We start from the raw sequence: 17,610 nt of genomic DNA on the forward strand, positions 1-17,610 counted from the left end.
GGGAATATTATATTATTTTTATCTTAAATTAGGATAATCAAAATTTTTTTGAGGTTTAATTTGTATTTTTGCAAGGCTTTATTAAGGCGTTTTATGATATTTAGTACAAAAAAAGAAAAGAAATATTCCTATGTAGAAGCAGGAGAAGGACATCCATTGGTGCTGTTGCACGGGTTAATGGGTGGTTTGAGTAATTTCGATAAAATGGTAAGTTTTTTTTCGGAAAGGGGGTTCAAAGTATATGTGCCTCAATTACCCATCTATGATCTTCCGGTACTCAATACGAATCTTACCACTATCGCAAAATATATTATCAAGTTTATAGAAAGTCATATTTCAGGACCTGTAACCATTGTAGGAAACTCGATGGGAGGGCATGTAGGGCTTATTCTAACTTTGGCAAGACCAGATCTGGTAAAAAATCTTGTTCTTACGGGAAGTTCGGGATTATACGAAAGAACTTTCGGGGACAGTTTTCCGAGAAAGAATGACCGCTCTTATATCAGAAAGAAAACGGAAGAAGTTTTCTATGATCCAAAAGTAGCGACAGAAGATCTTGTAGATGAAGTTTTTGCAGTAGTCAACGATAGGATGAAAGGAATAAAAACAGTAATGCTGGCAAGAAGTGCTATTAAGCACAACATGCTGCATGATCTTCCGAAGATTCTGACTCCTACATGTCTGATCTGGGGAAAGCAGGATAATGTAACTCCTCCGGAAGTGGCAGAAGATATGCACAAGTTTATTCCGAATTCGGATTTATTCTGGATCGATCACTGCGGCCACGCTGCGATGATGGAAAAACCTGATGAATTCAACGAAATCCTATACAACTGGGTAAAAGATAAAGTTTAAAATATATAAATGACCATTAAGAGCTTTTCTTAATGGTTTATTTTTCTAAAATACATTCAAAAATGATTATTAAAACAGCAGAGTTTGTAAAGAGTAGTGGAAAATGGCAGGAATGCCCCGAGCCCAATATTCCCGAATATGCTTTTATCGGAAGGTCAAACGTAGGAAAATCATCACTGATCAATGCCATGATGAATCATAAAGATTTGGCTAAAACTTCGGGGACTCCGGGGAAAACTCAGCTGATCAATCATTTTTTGGTGAATGAAAACTGGTACCTTACCGATTTACCAGGATATGGATATGCAAAGGTTTCAAAAGTTCAGCGAAAGGATTTTGAAAAACTGATCACCAATTATATTCTGAACAGAAGAAATCTGGTGAACCTTTTTGTTTTGGTAGATTCAAGACACACTCCACAGAAAATTGATCTGGAATTTATCCAATGGTGTGGGGAAAGCGGAATCCCATTCTCAATTGTCTTTACAAAAGCAGATAAGCTAAAACCGAACGTTGTTATCAAAAACGTTGAGGATTATAAGACCGAACTTCATAAAACCTGGGAAGATCTTCCGGAATTGTATGTTACCTCAGCAGAAAAGAAAGAGGGGGGAGACAAGATTCTTGATTTTATACAAAAAACCAATGAGTTTTTAACGAATAATAATATAAGTTTCGATGAGTAATATTGTCTGGAAAATTAAAACGTTTGACGAGTTTACGGTTCCTGAATTATATGCTGTACTGAAAGCACGTATAGATGTTTTTGTTATTGAGCAGAACTGTCCTTACCCTGATCTTGATAATTATGATCAGAAGGGAGTTCATATCTGGGCGGAAGAAGACGGGCAGGTTCTTGCCTACTGCCGTGTTTTTGATAAAGGAATAAAGTTTGACGAGACTTCCTTCGGCAGGGTTCTGACTACAGAGCAGGCAAGAGGAAAAAGCCTTGGAAAACAGTTGATACAATACGCCGTAGAAACCATAGAAAACCGTTTTCATACTTCTGAAATCAAAATATCAGCGCAGGATTATCTGTTGAGATTTTACAGCGGATTCGGTTTTGTAGATACTGGAAAAAAATATCTGGAAGATGATATTCCCCATACGGAAATGATCAGAAAATAAAATATAAAAAGCATCTCAAAACCGAGATGCTTTTTTGTTATATGCTGAGTGTGTTTTTAGGCCTGTCTTTCTTATTGAAGAACTTTTATTTTTCAAAAGAAGGGGTTAATTTAAGTTTCATGGTTATTATTTTTTATTTAGTTACATCCGGAACAATAAGATCGGTCTACATATTTTTTACTGCTTCCTGAATAATAATAGCATCCACCTCTTGATCCTACATATAACTGCTGTCCGTTATATGTACAGCCTTTGCTTGAGGAGTATGCTCTTGAATATCCTGAAGATGCACTGCCTGTCGTTCTGCTTTTTCTGCTCGATTTGCTTTTACTTTTTCTGGGTTTTTTGCCGGAAAGCTCTTTTGCAAAAACAGTGGTGGACGTGGTTGCGGAGAAGTTAGCAGGTAATAATAGTCCCAGCCCTAGAAGGCTTGTAAAAAGTAGTTTTTTCATGGTATTTATTTTTAATGATGTGAATCGTTATCAGGGGTATTGATCAATTGTCGATGGTTAATCGATTCATTAGAACTTTAAACTGATGTGAAGTGTAGGGTTAATAGTTTTCAAGGGTTTTATGAAGTTCTTCTCTGAAATTGTATATTTCGTCAAGATTATTCAGCAGTACTTTTTCTCCGGCATCTTTACCGTTATGAAAGGTTTCAATATATTTATTTGCTGTATTGAAATGTAATCTGCAAAGCGGTTTTCTGTTATTGTCATCCAGTAATATTCCAAAATAAGATAATGTGTCTCTGTAAGCTATACGCGCTGAAGGAACTTTTTCTCTCATAATTGCTTTTACAATCTGGAAGCCTTCGAGCTCTTCTTCAGTAGTAACAATTTTAGAATCATTATTTTCATCAATAGGCTGTGATGTTTTTATATCATCTTCTCTTTTTTCAATTTGTTCATTGATGCTCAATGCAGATTTTAACCGAAAACTGATTGATTCATTAATAGAAGTTGTCAATGCTTTTTTTGTATACTCTTTAAAAGAAAGCATTCGGTTGGCTGTCATCGGTTTTTCAAAGAATCTTCCTACCAATAGCTTTACCAATTCATCAGAAGGAGATTCTATTTCTTTTTCAAATTCCTTTCTTATCGCCTTAATATATTTTAATGCTTCAGCAGAGTCCAGAATACTTTCCAGGTTGTAATCCTTTTTAGTAAAACTCTCCAGGATTTTGATAGAACTGTCTTTCAAGTCTTCCATATTGATCGTGAAAAATGGTTTTTCATCCATAATATTGGGCTTTTCAAGATCTGTATAGAAATTATAAATAATACCGTTCGTAAGAACACCAAATCTTGTTTTAGAAACATGGTAATATCTATGAAGCTGAGAATTGTGAGCGTCTGCACTTTCTTTCCAATGTTTGCATTCGATGATGAAGATAGGCTCATCATTATTTTTAATCACATAATCTACTTTTTCTCCTTTCTTGGTTCCGATATCACAAACATGCTCGGGAACCACTTCTGTAGGATTGAAAATGTCATAGCCTAAAATTTGTATAAAAGGCATTACAAAAGCATTCTTTGTCGCTTCTTCCGTACCGATCTGCTCCTTTAAGCCTGTTACTTTTTGATGCAGTTGTTCTAGTTTTATTTTAAGATCCATAGTTGTAATTTTTATAAGGTTTCATCAATAATTTCTGCATCTGGAGCATTGCTTTTTACAGAAGCAATTCCGTTTTCCATACCAGATTTTGTGCTATACAATTGGCTTTTACCAATAATTTCTCCATTTCTGGCTTTAAGAACAAAATACTCTTTGCTGTTGACGGCTACACGTCTGTCATACCTTGAGTCTTCCTGTGAATTAACTCTTACAGATTCGATTCCTTTCTGACATGATGCTTTCTGAACATATCCTTCACTGGTTAAAATGATTTCTCCATTTCCGGCTTTAAGATTGAACTGATATTCTCTATTGACTCTTTGAGTGATTACGAATTTTCCCATGATGGTTATTTTTTATTTGTAATAAATCTTTCTGAAATTTCTATTTCATTAAGAATTTGTTGATTAGGTAAAATGATTTGAATTTCTCCTGAAGGATTTTCTATAAGGTGAGCGCCGGATCTGCAGTTTTGAAAACGATATCTGAAAGCTTTTAATCCTGAAATAAATCCATCATGTATTGTTTTTTCATACACGTATTTAGAACAGCTGGTTCTGAAGATACATTTCCTTCTTTTTGACGGAGGAATGCCCCACCAATAAATTTTAATGAGAAGAATTAACAGACTTTTCATTTTCTTTTTTACTGAAAACCGCCATTTGATAAGAAGTCATATAGCCAGGTTTATGACCAAGACCAAAGCATCCGTCAATAGGTTGTATATAGGTGGATACGCTTTCCAGTCTTACATATTCCCAGCCGTCAATAGAATGAACTTTTATTAAATTGTCTAATTGTTCTGCAATGTTTTTTGCACTCATATTTTGTTGATTGGCTGTGGCAACAAATGGTATTACTTTGTATTCCATAATTGTTTTTATTTATACTCCAAAAGTATCATCCTTTACACCCCAATCCTTACGGGAAACCGTAACGCAAAAAAAACCTTTCAAAAATGAAAGGTTTGTATATCAAGGTGCTGGTATTGGAGACTTAAATAATCCCTAAATCCTTACAAAAAGCAACAAGCTGCTCATTGCTGGTGACCTGAAGATCTTCTTTCAGGTTGTTGAGTTTTTTCTCTACACTGCTCAGGCTGTTGGGCTTGATATTATTGTTCTGAAGGTATACAGGAATATTCTTCTGAAGAACTCCCTGAGACAAAAGAGAGACCAGTGTAATGTCATACGTTGAAAACTCATAGCTGTTCAGCTTCTTTACTTCTTGTTTGAGATCAAGAGAAAGATAGTTTTCATTGACGTATACAGAAGCGATTGCTTTTTTCAGTTCTTTGGAATCATTTCTGGCTTTACGGACAAAACCATTGATTCCATATTCTGAGAAAAGAGAATCTATAACCCCGGATTTGTGCTCTGCGGAAAAGACAATGGCCTTCAGGGAAGGATGCAGCTCTTTGGCAGCACTGATAAGTTCCTTCCCATCTTTAATTTTTTGTTCACGGTGATCCTCTTCAAAGGAAAGATCAGTAATCAGTAAATCATATAGATCATTTTCCCGGATAGATTTTTGAATTTTGGCTATGGCATCATCACAATAATACACATAATCTGCATTGGAAATATTGAGATCCTCTAATGTTTTCTGTACAGAAATACTGCTGCTTTCGTGGTCTTCGGCTATTAAAATTTTTTTGAACATTCTTTTTGTTTTTTTACGATGCAGGGAATGAAATATAAATCTTCAACCCTTTTTCTGTTGTGTTGTCAAAAGTAATTTCTCCATTGATGTTTTCAATACGGGAAACCGTATTCCTCAATCCATTTTTGTAGGAAAGATCTCCGGGAATACCTATTCCATTGTCTGTGTACTGAATTTTAATCAGGTTATTATTTCTTTCAAATTTAAAAACAACAAGACTTGCGTGGCTGTGTTTTTTCATATTCACCAAAAGCTCACGGATCACCTGATAGACATTATCTTTCGCTGAATCATTCACTCCGTTCCAGATATTTTTTTCATTCCCAGCCAGAAAGGTATTCACTTCCTCATTTTTGAAAGAACCAATAAGTCCTGATATTTTTTCATCAAACTCTACAATGTCTTTTGCATCAGGTTTTTCATAGGAAATATCTCTTGATTTTTCATACACAAATTCAAGTTCATCCAGCGCTTTATCCCGATCAAAATGTTCCTGATTTTCAATTTTGGTCATCACCTGATAGATCCCATTGGCAACTACATCATGAACTTTTTTAGACATTTTAAGCTGAGTGTTTTTTACTTCGATTTCTTTTTCTTGTTCGAGCCTTTTTCTTCTTCTTCTAAACCAAAAGAAGCCACCAATTAAAACTAGAATTAAAGCACCAATGCCCACATTTTTATATAGTAATTCTACTTCTTTTTCGGCATTTTCTCTTTTGAGTTTTTCAGAATCGTATCTTTCGAAAGCAAATTGATTTTTAGACTTATTTCTGGCTGTTTCTAAGCTATCCTTCAAATTTTGATATTGCTTGAAGGTCGTTTTTATATTTTCAGGCTTCTCTAATTGTATTATTTTTTGGAGGGCTTCTAACTTATCATCAGGGCTCTTGTTAAGTGATGCTGTCTGTAACTTTTTTTTTGCATAAAAGAGAGCTTTTGTGGCGTCACTATTCTCAAAATATTCTGTTAAATGTGAGTAAGAAGCAATTAACCCCCAATTATCTTTTATGCTGTCTCTAGTTTTTAAAGCATTCAATAACTCTTCTTCAGCGTTATAATTTTTATCTTGAAGAAATTTGAAATAGGCTTGATTATCATAAACTTTCGAATATAGAATGCTTTGTTTTTTTAAATTTGGATAATTGAGAATTCTATTGAAAAGAATATTTGCAGAATCAATTTTTTTTGAATAACTAAAAGCAACAGCTTTATTATTTAGATGCGTAAGACTATCTAGAGGATCTTGCGAAAATTTTGCAGCAAGACTATAAAATTGTGAGGCTTTTTTATATTCTTTAAGATTTTGAAAAGCTATACCAAGACTATTATAATTTGAGGAAAGTTCATATGAATCTTCTTTTTCGTTTAAATATTTAATTGCAGAAAGACCTGTTTCTTGGCTCCCATAATAATCTCCATAATCATTCTGTATAATAGCCATATTCACTAAGCAGCTTCCAGCAAATGAAAACTTTTCTTGAGTAATAAATTCGTCTTTTGCTTTATTAAAATATTTAAAAGCACTATCCTTTTGCGAAGTTTTTAAAAAGCTATATGCTTTATCGTAATCTATTCTATCAATTTTATTATTGCTCTGCCTACATGAAGAGATAATCATCAAAAGCAATAAGAATGGTATTAGTTTTTTCAATTTTTTTTATCAAAATTAACAAAAAAAGCGAAAGAAAGTTCTTTCGCTTTATTAGTTATTATTTTTTTGGAGGTGGTGGAGTTTGCCCTGTTTCTCCTCCCGTATCGCTTCCCCCTGTCTCTCCTGTCTCTGTAGACTCTCCCTGAGATTGTGTGGTTACAGTTGTTGGGTTATTATCATTTGCAGTTGTTGCGTTGGCCGTATTGTTTGAGAATGCTAAACCGAATAGCATTAAAATAATTTCTAACATGGTTCAAAAAATTTATTGTTAAAGCATTCGTGTTCTTCCCTGCGAAACAGATCACAGATAGTATTACACGATTAAAAAAATTGAAGCGCTTCTAAATTTTTTGGGAAGTAAACCTTCAAAAACGGAGGAGAAACATCTGCTTCCCAACCCGGAGTTTTCCTCCGTTTTATCTGGTGATTTTAAAATCAGTTTTGTAAATTTGTTTTTGTAATGTTTTGTTTATCACTGATTTTGTTATGGCAAAGATGGGGAAGAAAGGAAAGTAAGTGTTAGACAAAATATGGACATCGATGGACAAGAAATGGACAGGAATTCGTTACGGAATCCCGTAATGCGACACGGTAGAAAATCGCCTATTTTGTAATTGCCTTTAAAAACTAATTATGTCCAAGAAAAAACTACTAATTCGTGAAGTATTTGAAAAGATTAAAGCAGAGTCTCCAAAAGATACCAAAAGCGGATGGGCAGATGACCTTTCGGATGACCTTGAAAAAAAACTCAAATTTGCAATATCAGGAAAGACACTTTCCAGATATTATGATTCATTTGTTGCAGAAACTAAAAAAGAGACAGGGATAGAGACTTTTATATTGGATAAACTAAGTCAGTATATTGGTTATGCTAGTTTTAGAGATTTTAGCCCAACATTTGAGAAGAAGATAGAAAGCGAAGGAGAAAGTACAACATCGGTGAAGTTCATGCTGGATGGGGAAGAAGTTTCTGTGCCGGAGAAAATTTTTAATATCATTATTAAAATATCCAACAACCCGAATTTTAACGTTCCTGATTTTATGAAAAAGAACGGATTGGGAGTGTTGGAATTTGTGTTTGTTGCCTTATTGGTTACCGGCGGTGTTGTTTTTTCAAATCCATCAACTAAAAATAGAGATGAAAACAGATTAGGCATTATGTCTTTCATGAGCCCGAGTAAAAATTATATGTATTGGGATGGAAAAGAATTTATTGAGACAGACAGTAATAATATAGGACCTGAGTTTGATGTGGTTGCCAGAAATGAATATAACCTCAGGTATTTTAAAAGAATAACAAGAAAGGATACGATGACGATTGAAAATTCTCTCGGAAAAACCTGGTATTCAAAATACAACGGAAATGTTGAATTCTTTACGGCTGATGGTATTGATCCTGATAATAATAGAGAACTGAGAAAATCTACTCCATTGATGATAGAGAAATATGCAGGTAAAGGCACAGACTCTATACAGGCAGAATAAACTTCCTTCACAATTATTTAAAATTCAATTAAAACAAATCCATAGCGATTCCCTTAATTTCGTCTTATTTTAAGATGAACAGAGGAATATTCACCCTATTATTTTTTGTATTTGCCCTTTTTCAGGCGCAAAAACCTGTGCAGATCGCTTTTCTTTCCGATGTGCACTTTCAGGACTTGTATGGAAGTTTTTCGGATCATAATTTTAAAGGAATTCTGAATCCTAAAACAGGAAAATCCACGATTCTGAGAACGATGGATTCCCAATTGCACTCTACAAGAATTTTCAATGAAAATTATTTTGCTTTTCTTAAAGCCTTGGATGATATTGCGGCAAAAGGGATCAAAATTGTGGCCATGCCCGGTGATTTTTCGGATGATGGACAGGCTTATAACCTTCGTGGGCTTCATACCATTTTGAAACAATACCACAGGAAATATGGAATTAATTTTTATTTGACGACAGGAAATCACGATCCGGTAGGACCTTTCAGAAATGACTGCGGAAAAGATGATTTTCTTGGGCAGGATGGAAATCCACTGGGTATTTACAGCAAAGAAAATATCGGAAAATCAAAAGATAAAGTGATCACAAAAGATATTGCAGAATCCGGATACCTTGAAATTCTGAATGAATTAAAAGATTTTGGCTTCTATCCAAAAAAAGAAGATCTGTTTTGGAGTACACCTTTTGATCATGATTCGTTTAAGAATTATTCTTACGAAAAAGCCTTGCAGTCGGCAGACTATTCCCAAAGAATGTATGAAGTTGAAAAAGGGTTTTCTGTTCCGGATTTAAGTTATGTTGTTGAACCCGTGAAAGATGTATGGATGATTGCCATCGATGGAAACACCTATATCCCGAAAAACCTCAATGAAACCCCCAAAAACACGTCCAACTACAAAGGAGCAAGTATTGGTTATAATAACGTACTCACTAACAAAAAACATGTAATACAATGGGTAAAAAAGCTGGCTGATGAGGCGAAGAAAAATAATAAAACCCTGATTGCCTTTACCCATTATCCCATGATTGATTTTAATGATGGAGCCACTCAGGAAATTAAAAACGCATTAGGGGAAAAAAAATGGCAGCTGGAGCGGGTTCCTCAGGAAGAAGTGGCAAAAGTATTTGCAGAAGCAGGATTGCGGATTCACTTTGCGGGTCATATGCACATTAATGATACAGGAATTAGGAGGGTAGGAGATCATGTATTGATCAATGTTCAGGTTCCGTCACTGGCGGCTTATTTGCCGAGCTATAAAATTCTGACCATACAATCTCCGGACATCATGGAAGTGCAGACCGAAGTTTTGAATGAGGTTCCGCGCTTTGATGAATTATTTCCTTTGTATGAAAAAGAATATAAAGCGTTGCAAAAAGATACAGGTAAAATACGTTGGAATAAAGATATTCTGAAAACGAAATCCTATCACGATTTCATGCTCTTTCATTTAAAAGAATTGGTTCGCCTGAGAATGATTCCGGATGATTGGCCGAAAGATTTTATTGAAAAAACTAAGAATATGAATGGAGAAGACCTTCTGTTACTTATTCAAAATAAAAATCAGCTGAAGGAGAAGAAGATTGTATCAGAAACCTTTAAAAAGTGGTCTTTTGAGGATGTGTTATTGGATCTGTACAAGTTTCAGTCTGCTGATGAATTGGCAAAGAAAGATATTCCCAAAGAAAGACTGGAGCAGTATCAGCTATTGGAGCAATTATATCAGGAGAATCAGTCGCAGGATCCATTGATCATCCGGCTAAAATCAGTTTTTAAAATACTTTCACTGCTTTCCAACGGAGATCCGGCAGATCATTTTGAAATAGATTTAAAAAACCAGAAAATAAGAAGACTGTAATGTTTTCAGTGTATCACAGGTTTTTCCATTTATGAAAAATATAAGGGCAATTGTGGTAAAAAAGAAAGACCATCAGTAATCTGACGGTCATTTCTTTTCAATATTTAATCATGAATATATTATTTTCCCGTTACAGGATTCTTTCTTTCATAGGTATTGTTCTCAAAACTTACCTTATAACTGGATTTGAATAATTGGCTTGGGTGATAATAATCGGTTGTAATAATCTGTGCACCGCTTTGCTTGGCCTTTTCAAACCTTGAATAATCTTCACTGCGTGCTTCCATGGTGTCTGCATCTGCCCTTGTACGGATGATATAGCCTTTTTTTACCAGGTCTTTTATGACCGCATCATCTTTCTTTGGCTCATTCATCAGTAAAACAGCAGCTTCAGGTGTTCCCGGATTAGAATTAGTAAAAATCATTCTCCCTTTTAATGAAGGATGGTCTTTGATGTACAAATCCCTGTTCTCACTGTTATTATCCAGTACAAAAAGGAATTTGCCTTTTACCTCTTTCACTTTTGGCCAGTTTTTCTTTATAGCAGCTTCATTTAAGGTGGTATAAGAACCGCGGATATCATCCGGAGCGATGATTTTGTCCCTCCCAAGATATTTTTTCAGTTCATGATCAAGATCATCAAAAAGTTTTGAAGTATAATGCTCGGGTTCTGTTCCAAACTGGTTGGCTTTTCCGTCTTTCGGTTCAAGGGTTATAAAAACAGGATCGTGGTCAGGATGCAGGTCAGACCATTTTTTCAGGTCTTTCAGGCAGTCTTCCAAAGTATAATACCACGTCTGAAAATCAATATCTGTAATATGAATTATTTTGTAACCCGGTTTCTTCATTTTACCATCCGGATCAAAAGACTCGGTTGTTTTTACCAGATCCAGAATTTTCGGATGGGCATATTTTCCGCCTTTACTGTCAGCATATACATCAATTTCCAGATTTCTTAATCCAAGGTCCAATTGCTGGGGAATAGGAATGTGTTCATATTGAATTCTCGGCAACGCTTTGAGACTGTCTTTCTGGGATAAATAGGCGTACACTTCAGGAAGAATAGCCTTTTTGTAAGAATTGTGAGAACCAATTACCTGAATTTCATTGATTTTTGATTCACTTATATTTTTCGTCTGTGACCAAAGAAAATGGATGGAAAATAAATAGATGCCTAAGAAAACAGCCTTTTTCATTTCGATGAATTTTGTCACTGCGAAATTAATGACTCTTCCCGATGAATGATTTATATATTATGTTAAGTCTTCTTTAAAAAATTGTAATTGCTGAAAAAATATCTGCCTATAAATACCTGAAAATTAGTCAATTTATAATATCTCAAAATGAGATATTTATATTTTGTTGACTTTAAGATAATATTATGTTAAAATAGAATTGTGGTAGATGCTTTTACTTTGTATGCCGAAATAAAAACTAACCGTTGCCTGAAAAGAAAACCACTGTTGCGGGAACAACAGCGGATTTTTAATAAGCAATGTAACGTCTTGCAATTACTTTACTTATTGATATGTACCACAAAATTAATTTTTTTAAGCTTAAAAAGCTAATTCCGATTGCATTAATTTTTTTGGTGGCCAACCAAGCTGATGCTAAAGGATTTACCTCCAACTATCCTGTATTTTCACAGGTAAATGAAACGATTTCCGGGAATGTAACGGATCAGACTGGCTCTGCAATAGAAGGAGCGAAAGTTACCGTCATAGAAACCGGAGAAACCGCTACTACCGATGCGTCCGGGAACTTTACAATTTCCGCGAACATCGGGCAGACCCTATCCATTTCTTATGAAGGATATGGGATTCAGACGATGAAGATTTCAAGTACTTCGATTGCTGTAAAATTACAGTCTAAAAAAGAGGCTACTTCCATTGAAGAGGTCACTTTAGTAGGATATGGTTCTCAGAAAAAATCAGACTTAACGGGAGCGGTAAGCCAGCTGAAGGCTGAGAACTTCAAAGAAGGAATGAATATTTCTGTCGACAATCTGATGCAGGGGAAAATCGCGGGAGTCCGTATCGTTCAGTCGAGTGGAGAACCGGGAGCAGGAGTGAATGTTTCGATCAGAGGTATTGGCTCCATCAGAAGCGGAAGTACCCCATTATTCGTTGTAGATGGTATTCCTTTAAATAATGATCCGGTGAGTGCACAAAGTCCGAATGTAGGACTGGGAAATACAACCGCAAAGAACCCGTTAAACTTTTTGAATACAAGTGATATCGAATCCATCACGGTTTTGAAAGACGCTTCTGCGGCTGCAATCTATGGAGCGAGAGGTTCAAACGGGGTAGTTTTGGTAACCACAAAAAGAGGAAAGAAGGGAGAGCCTATGTTTACGTATGATACGTATTTAGGTTTTTCTTCAGTGATAAAAAAATTAGATTTAATGACTGCGGACGAGTACAGAGCTGCAGGTATTGATAAATCTTATGACCATGGCGGAAATACAGATTGGCAAGACGAAATCTACAGAAATGCAGTGTCATCCAATCATTCGGTTTCCTTCTCAAAAGCGACAGATACAGGGAATTATTTTGCATCCCTTTCTCACATGGACCAGGATGGTATTGTGCTGAACAGCAGCTTTAAAAGAACAACTGCGCGACTGAATGCAGAAGAGTCTTTCTTTGATAACAAAAGACTAAAGGTGAAGCTCAACCTTACCGCAAGTGATATCAGAGAAACAGGAATTCCAAACGGAGGAAATGCGGGATCTGATGGCCAGCTGATTATCCATGCTTTGATGGCGAATCCTACACGTTCCGTATATGATCAAAACGGAAATTATACGAATTTCAATATGAACGCCCACTACAACCCATTATATTTATTGAGCGTTTACGAAGATAAAACGAATACTTTCAGAGTGTTGGGGAATACGGAAGCAACGTTGAGAATTTTACCGGGATTGAATTATAAATTTAATTTAGGAGTTGACAGAAGCTTATCAGAAAGAAATACAACCATGTTCCCTAACATTACAGACAGAAGCCCGAAAGGAATTTATTCTCAGGCCAACCTGGATTCTTATAATATTCTTTTGGAGCATTATTTAACGTATGATCTTAGCTTAAACAGACATAACTTCAGCATATTGGGAGGTTTCTCTTATCAGAAATTTAAAGCCACGGCTACTTATCTTGGAGTAAGAAACTTTGTGAATCAGGGAGTGGGGATCTCACCAGAAATTAATCCCGGATATTCCGGAGATGTGTTTATTCCACAGCCAGGAACCTCTCAGGAAAATGAATTGCAGTCTTATTTCGGAAGAGTAAATTATAATTTTAATAAAAAATATTTCTTAACAGCTTCCTTAAGAGCGGATGGTTCTACACGTTTTGGGGATAACAATAAATATGGATATTTCCCATCAGTGGCTGTAGGCTGGACAATTTCAAATGAAAATTTCCTGAAGGGAGTTTCATTTATTAACGAATTGAAACTAAGAGGAAGCTGGGGAGAAACCGGAAACCAGGAAGTTCTCAATAAAATTACAAAAGCAAGTTATCTATTATCACAAAATGCAGGATATTATTTATACGATAACTTAAACCTCATCAATGGAGTTCAGGTGGTGAGAACACCCAATCCTAATCTGAAATGGGAAATTGTAGCACAAACCAATATTGGGTTGGATTTCAGCTTATTTAGAAACAAATTATATGGTTCACTGGAATACTACAACAAAACAACTAAAAATCCAATATTATATATTCCTTCCACTCCGTTAAGTCCTACCGATTTTGTTTGGCTGAATGCTGATGGGAAAATTGTGAATAAAGGTTTTGAATTCTCTTTAGGCTCAGAAATTATTAAAAACGAAAATTTCACATGGAATCTTGATATCAATGGAGCTACAGTAAATAATATCGTAAAAGATCTTCCGGTTTCAGGCATTAATTCTGGTGAGGTTTCAGGACCCGGACTTTCAGGAGTTACTGCAAATATCTACAGAAATGGGTATGAGGCAGGATCTTTCTACATGTATAATTACTTGGGAATTGATGCCAACGGAAAATATATTTATGAAGATCTGAACGGAGACGGAAAGATTGATGCGAATGACAGGAAGATTTTTGAAGGTGCAATTCCTAATTTCACTTTCGGGATCAACTCTTATATGAAATACAAGAAGTTTGATTTTGCATTCTCTTTGATTGGACAAACGGGAGGATATCTGGTGAATAATACAGCTTTGGATTTAAATATCAACAATTTAGCTTCAGACAGAAACGTTTTGAAGAAATATTATGATTCAGGAGCAAGCTTTGCCAATCAGCCGCAGCTTTCTTCTTTATATCTTGAGAAATCAGACTTTATTCGTTTAAGCAATGTAAGATTGGGATATACTTTTGACATGAATCAATTGAAATTTTTGAAGAGTATCAATCTGTATGTAAGTGCACAGAATCTATTTACCATTACCAGCTACTCGGGGTATGATCCATTGGTTGACACGAACAAGCAAGTGCAGGGGAACCAATCACTGGGAATTGATTACACGACGTATCCGTCTGCAAAAACTTTCATTTTGGGAGCTACTATCAAATTTTAATTTAAGTTAAAAGAAATCATGAAATCTAAATTTTTAAATATTAATAAAGTCGTTTTGTCCATCGCAGTAATGTCTTTAATTGGATGTACAAATCTGGATGAAAAAGTAATTGATGAGGTAATGGGAACTGAAAACGCAGACCCTGAAGCTTCTCTTGCTGCTGCTTATGGACAGCTTGGTGACGGAACTTTTGTAGACCATGGAAGTGTATTTGCTTTGCAGGAATATTCTACTGATGAAGCCATTTTACCGACAAGAGGAAGTGACTGGGGAGACGGTGGTAAATGGAGAGCCATGCATGAATTCACCTGGGATGCTAATAATGACGTTGTAAAAAACACATGGAACCAGCTGAACTCAGGGATTACAAAATCTCTGTTTGCTATAGGAAGTATCAACAAAAGTAACGGTAATAATAAGGCTTTATTTTTGGCAGAAGCAAAAGGACTGTTGGCTTTTTACACGTACACAACTATCGATTTATACGGGCAGGCTCCTTACAGAGATCCGGATAACTTAAATGCACCTATCCAGATCCGAAAAGCAGATACTACAATTGACGGCTTAATCACTGAAGTAGAAGGTCTTATTCCAAATCTGGCTGATATTAAAACCCAGAATACCCACGCAGGAAGATTTACAAAGCAGGCTGCGTATGCATTACTGGCAGATATGTATCTGAACAGAGCTGTATTAAAGAACAAGACGGGAGGTAATTTCGACTTTAAGGAACAGGCCGTAAGTGGAGGAGGGAATGATATGGATAAGGTAATCAAGTATTCCGATATGCTGATTAATGGCGGGCTTTTTAGCTTAGAATCGAATTACTTCCACAATTTTGATATCAATAATGATACGAGTAAGGAAATGATCTTTACGATTGTTCAGAAGAAGAATTCAAACAGAAATGCAGATAATGACCTGGCGTATATGTCTATGGAAAGGATTCAGAAACCTTCACCGGATAACAGAGGAACCAATGCATCTTGTATCACTCCGGAATTCTATTATTCATGGAACGGGAATCACGATGACCCTCGTTTCCAGAGAACTTATCAATATGAAGACGGAACCTGGTTCAGAAATGACGGAACCGATGTAAGTGTACCCTCAACAAGTAAAGTGGAAGGAACAGGGAAACCGTGGTTCCATTTCAACAGAGGATTACAGGTGGGCCAGCAATACGGACCGAAAATTCTTCCGAACGGAAACTTTGATCTGACCCCAGACGGAAGAATCAAAGTATATAAATTATTCACAGAAAAGAATACTACACTTGCCGCAGATTTTACTCCGGAACTTAGCTTTGACAATCCTTCAGAAGCTGTATTTACACAGGCGCAGATCAACAGAGGGGTAAGAAACTTCAAGTTTGAATTCGACCCTGGTTACGGAAACAACGGAACAAGCGGAATGGATGTCCCATTATACCGATTAGGAACCATCTATATGATGAGAGCGGAAGCTTTCTTCAGAAATGGAAACGTATCAGCAGCTTTGGCAGATGTCAATAAGTTGAGAACAAGCAGAACCAATGATGCTTTAAAGAGTAATGCTCCAGGAGTTGCCATCGCTGCTTTGGATGCGAACACTCTTTTTAAAGAATCAGGGTATGAATTGTATTGGGAAATGTACAGAAGAAAGGCGATGATCAGATTCGAGAAATTTGATTTGCCGGGAACAGCGAAGCCTGCGACTCAGTCTTTCAGAAGAATTTTTCCTATTCCTCAGGCTACCATTGATGCCTCAAAAGATTTTAAACAAAACCCAGGATATTAGTCTTCTTCATATCAAACAATTATTTTTTGTGTAAACAAGAAGCGAAGAGAAAAACCTCTTCGCTTCTGTTATTTTATATTGATTTTTCTGTATCCGGCATCAATTCCCATAAAATGATAGTAAATGTCAATAGGAACGGACTTTAGTCCATTTTATAGATGTATAAATCAATCCGGCTTTAGCCGAAACTTAAAAAATAGTTGAATCTTATTCTGCGTTCAGCATTCCCAATTCTCCATAGTATTTTTTAAACTTGTGGATTTTTGGTCCCACAACAGCGCTGCAGTAAGGCTGAGTAGGGTTGTCATTGTAATACCCTTGATGATACTGTTCTGCTGGCCAGAATTTGTCGAATGGTGTTAATTCCGTTACATAAGTTCCGCTCCATCTTCCTGATTCCTGAGAAAGTTTGATCGCTTCTTCAGCTTTTGCCTTTTCAGCATCATCTTTATAGTAAATAACAGAACGGTACTGAGTTCCAATGTCATTCCCCTGTCTGTTTAACTGAGTAGGATCGTGAAGGAAGAAAAATACATCCATTAATTGTTCATAAGAAATAATAGCAGGGTCATAAGTGATCTGTACTACTTCGGCATGTCCCGTTTCGCCTGTGCAGACTTCCTGATACGTAGGATTATCTTTATGCCCTCCCGAATATCCGGAGATTGCAGATTGTACTCCTTTCAGCAGGTTAAAGCAGCTTTCCACACACCAGAAGCATCCACCGCCAAAAGTAATTTGCTCTAAATTATTGTTGTCCATTCTAAGGTTGATTATTTTATTTATAAAATTCTTTTTTCATTCTGTATGATTGAGAAAAAACACAATCAAAAATAGGAAAAACTTTTTCATTTGAACATGATTTTAGCTCCTTAAACTCAAATTACAATGATAGATGCTGCAAATGATTTTAAACACGATTATGAACCGTTTTATCAATGAATAGAGGAATTTCCGAAGTGTTTTAAAACAGTTAGTATGAGTTGTGTCAT

17 protein-coding genes are annotated in these 17,610 nt (G+C 35.9%); 7 read left to right on the forward strand and 10 right to left on the reverse strand.

The features are described 5' to 3' along the window. Positions 1–93: 93 nt before the first annotated feature. The 3 genes from DBR39_RS11355 (at position 94) to DBR39_RS11365 (ending at position 1,983) form a co-directional block, all read left to right on the forward strand. On the forward strand, positions 94–855 hold the full coding sequence (locus tag DBR39_RS11355) for an alpha/beta fold hydrolase (RefSeq protein ID WP_124533123.1): 762 nt from the start codon (positions 94–96) through the stop codon (positions 853–855). Between the two features lie 62 nt (positions 856–917). Continuing rightward, positions 918–1,541 carry a ribosome biogenesis GTP-binding protein YihA/YsxC gene (yihA, locus tag DBR39_RS11360; RefSeq protein ID WP_089735572.1) on the forward strand — a complete coding sequence of 208 codons (624 nt, stop codon included), beginning with the start codon at positions 918–920 and terminating at the stop codon, positions 1,539–1,541. After that, complete coding sequence (locus DBR39_RS11365) at positions 1,534–1,983, forward strand: GNAT family N-acetyltransferase (RefSeq protein ID WP_103232130.1); 450 nt, start codon at positions 1,534–1,536, stop codon at positions 1,981–1,983. Before yihA ends, DBR39_RS11365 begins: the two co-directional genes overlap by 8 nt. Before the next feature lie 137 nt (positions 1,984–2,120). On the opposite strand, the gene DBR39_RS11370 is transcribed toward DBR39_RS11365, so the two are convergent. The 8 genes from DBR39_RS11370 to DBR39_RS11405 form a co-directional block, all read right to left on the reverse strand. Beyond that, complete coding sequence (locus tag DBR39_RS11370) at positions 2,121–2,435, reverse strand: hypothetical protein (RefSeq protein WP_123921364.1); 315 nt, start codon at positions 2,433–2,435, stop codon at positions 2,121–2,123. Positions 2,436–2,535: 100 nt separating this feature from the next. Next, on the reverse strand, positions 2,536–3,603 hold the full coding sequence (locus DBR39_RS11375) for a type I restriction endonuclease (protein WP_124533125.1): 1,068 nt from the start codon (positions 3,601–3,603) through the stop codon (positions 2,536–2,538). Positions 3,604–3,614: 11 nt separating this feature from the next. Further along, positions 3,615–3,947, reverse strand: coding sequence for a YegP family protein (locus DBR39_RS11380; protein ID WP_124533127.1), 333 nt, complete (start codon positions 3,945–3,947; stop codon positions 3,615–3,617). A 5-nt stretch (positions 3,948–3,952) separates the two neighbouring features. Beyond that, positions 3,953–4,240, reverse strand: coding sequence for a membrane protein insertion efficiency factor YidD (gene yidD / locus DBR39_RS11385; protein WP_124533129.1), 288 nt, complete (start codon positions 4,238–4,240; stop codon positions 3,953–3,955). Beyond that, on the reverse strand, positions 4,212–4,475 hold the full coding sequence (locus DBR39_RS11390) for a hypothetical protein (protein ID WP_124533131.1): 264 nt from the start codon (positions 4,473–4,475) through the stop codon (positions 4,212–4,214). Before DBR39_RS11390 ends, yidD begins: the two co-directional genes overlap by 29 nt. A 124-nt stretch (positions 4,476–4,599) precedes the next feature. After that, positions 4,600–5,265: a response regulator gene (locus DBR39_RS11395; RefSeq protein WP_124533133.1), complete on the reverse strand. Its 666-nt coding sequence runs from the start codon at positions 5,263–5,265 to the stop codon at positions 4,600–4,602. 13 nt (positions 5,266–5,278) lie between these two features. Next, complete coding sequence (locus DBR39_RS11400; RefSeq protein WP_124533135.1) at positions 5,279–6,919, reverse strand: sensor histidine kinase; 1,641 nt, start codon at positions 6,917–6,919, stop codon at positions 5,279–5,281. A gap of 58 nt (positions 6,920–6,977) precedes the next feature. Beyond that, positions 6,978–7,169, reverse strand: a complete 192-nt coding sequence (locus DBR39_RS11405; RefSeq protein WP_124533137.1) for a hypothetical protein — start codon at positions 7,167–7,169, stop codon at positions 6,978–6,980. Positions 7,170–7,552: 383 nt separating this feature from the next. On the opposite strand from DBR39_RS11405, the gene DBR39_RS11410 reads away from it, so the two are divergent. After that, positions 7,553–8,404, forward strand: a complete 852-nt coding sequence (locus DBR39_RS11410; protein ID WP_124533139.1) for a hypothetical protein — start codon at positions 7,553–7,555, stop codon at positions 8,402–8,404. A gap of 74 nt (positions 8,405–8,478) precedes the next feature. After that, positions 8,479–10,266 carry a metallophosphoesterase family protein gene (locus tag DBR39_RS11415; RefSeq protein WP_124533141.1) on the forward strand — a complete coding sequence of 596 codons (1,788 nt, stop codon included), beginning with the start codon at positions 8,479–8,481 and terminating at the stop codon, positions 10,264–10,266. A gap of 119 nt (positions 10,267–10,385) precedes the next feature. On the opposite strand, the gene DBR39_RS11420 is transcribed toward DBR39_RS11415, so the two are convergent. Further along, positions 10,386–11,462 carry a phosphatidylinositol-specific phospholipase C1-like protein gene (locus DBR39_RS11420; RefSeq protein WP_124533143.1) on the reverse strand — a complete coding sequence of 359 codons (1,077 nt, stop codon included), beginning with the start codon at positions 11,460–11,462 and terminating at the stop codon, positions 10,386–10,388. A 332-nt stretch (positions 11,463–11,794) separates the two neighbouring features. Here DBR39_RS11420 and DBR39_RS11425 point away from each other — a divergent pair, with 332 nt between their 5' ends. Then, on the forward strand, positions 11,795–14,839 hold the full coding sequence (locus DBR39_RS11425) for a SusC/RagA family TonB-linked outer membrane protein (protein WP_124533145.1): 3,045 nt from the start codon (positions 11,795–11,797) through the stop codon (positions 14,837–14,839). Between the two features lie 18 nt (positions 14,840–14,857). Continuing rightward, positions 14,858–16,618: a RagB/SusD family nutrient uptake outer membrane protein gene (locus tag DBR39_RS11430; RefSeq protein ID WP_124533147.1), complete on the forward strand. Its 1,761-nt coding sequence runs from the start codon at positions 14,858–14,860 to the stop codon at positions 16,616–16,618. A gap of 207 nt (positions 16,619–16,825) precedes the next feature. On the opposite strand, the gene msrA is transcribed toward DBR39_RS11430, so the two are convergent. After that, positions 16,826–17,380, reverse strand: a complete 555-nt coding sequence (gene msrA, locus DBR39_RS11435; protein WP_124533149.1) for a peptide-methionine (S)-S-oxide reductase MsrA — start codon at positions 17,378–17,380, stop codon at positions 16,826–16,828. Positions 17,381–17,610 lie beyond the last annotated feature (230 nt).

The organism is Chryseobacterium sp. KBW03, from assembly GCF_003852415.1.
GTDB lineage: Bacteria > Bacteroidota > Bacteroidia > Flavobacteriales > Weeksellaceae > Chryseobacterium > Chryseobacterium viscerum.